Below are 1,034 nucleotides of genomic sequence, written 5' to 3' on the forward strand. Positions count from 1 at the left end.
GCCCGAACCCGCGCGTTCTACGAGGCGGCGAAGGCGGTGGTGACCGTGGTCTGGGTCTACTGCGATGCCGACACGATGTTGACCTACGTACGTCGGCGAGGCGCTGCCCGGGACGCGTACAAGCTCGCTGACTGGGACGGCTATCTCGGCGCCATCAACCTCGACTTCCGTCCAGTGGACGCACACCTCGTAGTCGACAACTGCGCATCGAGTTCTCCTTTGCAGGAGCAGGCCAAGCAGTTGGTGAAGGGAATCCTCGCGGACGAGGGCCAGTAATGCAGGGCGTGATCCTCTACGGTCCGCCAGCGGCGGGCAAGGACACGATCACTACCGCTCTGCGTGACCTCGACGAGCGGTACCAGCTCTACTCGCGGTTGAAGGTCGGACCGGGACGGACGAGCGGCTACCGGATGTCCGACGAGTCGACTCTTGAAGGGCTGCGCCGCAGTGGCGATGTGGTGTGGGAGAACCAGCGGTACGGCGCCCGGTACGTTGTCGACCGTCCGTCGCTGGTGACGGGTCTGTCGGCGGGTATACCTGTCGTGCATCTGGGTCAGCGGCCAGCCGTTGCCGCTGTCACCGCGGCTGTCGCTGGTGCTCGATGGTGCATGGTCTACCTCTGGTGTCCACGAGAGGTAGCGGAGCACCGAATCATTGCCCGACGGACCGGAGACACCGAGGCGCGCCTGCGGGCGTGGGATGCGACCGAGCCACTACCCGAGGCCGACCTGACGATGAACACGGCCGAGTTGTCTCCCCACGAGGCCGCCGAGCGGATACACCGTCACGTCCTGGCCGATGATGCTGCGGAAGCTCCCCAGGCTCGGCGTAGCAGTGCGAGTAGCTCGTAGCCATCCTCAACCCGGGCGTCCGGTCTTAGGTCGTCGTGCGGTGGCTCCCGGTCTGTGCGGGGTGAGCGCATGAGGATCGCCGCCTGGGCGCCGGCACGCCGAGCGCAGGCGATGTCGCGGCCGAGAGTGTCACCGATGAACCAGCAGGCGCCGATCGGGACGCCGATGGCGTCGGCCGCGAGG

The 1,034-nt window shown here is 66.8% G+C and carries 3 protein-coding genes; 2 read left to right on the forward strand and 1 reads right to left on the reverse strand.

Annotation, left to right across the window (positions count from 1 at the left end; genetic code table 11):
- Together BBK14_RS09085 and BBK14_RS09090 are read left to right on the forward strand one after the other, a co-directional pair.
- Nucleotides 1-276: hypothetical protein (locus BBK14_RS09085; RefSeq protein WP_241831331.1), on the forward strand; the 276-nt coding region annotated here is incomplete at its 5' end.
- Nucleotides 276-851, forward strand: a complete 576-nt coding sequence (locus BBK14_RS09090) for a P-loop NTPase family protein (protein WP_071060986.1) — start codon at nt 276-278, stop codon at nt 849-851. The genes BBK14_RS09085 and BBK14_RS09090, both read left to right, overlap by 1 nt.
- Here the strand turns inward: BBK14_RS09090 and BBK14_RS42080 are convergent.
- Nucleotides 785-1,018, reverse strand: coding sequence for an HAD hydrolase-like protein (locus tag BBK14_RS42080; protein ID WP_476739387.1), 234 nt, complete (start codon nt 1,016-1,018; stop codon nt 785-787). The genes BBK14_RS09090 and BBK14_RS42080 overlap by 67 nt on opposite strands.
- Between the last annotated feature and the right edge of the window lie 16 nt (nt 1,019-1,034).

The sequence above is a fragment of the Parafrankia soli genome, assembly GCF_001854695.1.
GTDB classification, from domain to species: domain Bacteria; phylum Actinomycetota; class Actinomycetes; order Frankiales; family Frankiaceae; genus Parafrankia; species Parafrankia soli.